Source organism: Micromonospora sp. DT62, from assembly GCF_049847285.1.
Classification (GTDB): Bacteria; Actinomycetota; Actinomycetes; order Mycobacteriales; family Micromonosporaceae; genus Micromonospora; species Micromonospora reichwaldensis.
The window spans coordinates 1-769 of the sequence record NZ_JBNCOB010000065.1 but is presented as its reverse complement, the minus strand read 5'-3'; the positions used below and the strand labels follow the sequence as shown (position 1 = coordinate 769).

General features: G+C 69.8%; 1 protein-coding gene. It reads left to right on the top strand.

Annotated elements, in window-relative coordinates; translation table 11 throughout:
* Positions 1 to 125: 125 nt before the first annotated feature.
* A partial coding sequence (locus ACPXCB_RS31535; protein ID WP_425879771.1) for a transposase family protein occupies positions 126 to 769 on the top strand: 644 nt, incomplete at its 3' end.

Below are 769 nucleotides of genomic sequence, written 5' to 3'. Positions count from 1 at the left end.
TGAGCCCTTTTCATCGTGATGGGCCTGGTCACGGTGGGTGCGGGGAAGGGTCTGTCGACATAGGAGGAGGCTCCCGGTAAGACAGCAGTCGACCAAGATCCGATGCCCCAACCGGGAGCCTCGCTGTGCTGTCTTACCCGTCCGCGGTCGCGCTGTCCAGCCGCACCCTGAACCACCTGGCCGACCTCATCCGCGCCGAACGCACCCGCCGCCGCGGCCGGTGGCGGCGCCTCGACGCCGGCCGGCAAGCCCTACTCGCCCTGGCCCATCTCCGTAACGGGGACCCCATCGCCCGTCTGGCCTGCGGCTTCGCGGTCAGCGTCACGACCGCCTGGCGGTACGTCCGAGAAGCCATCGACCTGCTCGCCACGCACGCCGAGGACCTGAACGCGGCCATACGGCGCATTGCCCGGCTCGCGTACGCCATCCTCGACGGCACCCTGATTCCGATCGACCGGGTCGCGGACCAGAGGCCGTACTACTCCGGAAAGCACCAGCGCCACGGAGTCAACGTGCAGGTCATCGCGGACTGCAAGGGACGCCTCATCTGGGCCTCACCCGCCCTGCCCGGCGCCGTGCACGACCTGACCGCCGCCCGCACCCACGGCCTGATCGACGCTCTGAGCAGCGCCAACGTGATGACCTTCGCCGACAAGGCGTACCAGGGCGCCGGCGGCAGCATCCACACGCCCTTCAAGCGCCGCCGTCACCGGCCCCGACTGTCCCGCCGGCAGAAGACCGTCAACCGACACCACGCCAAGATCCGCGC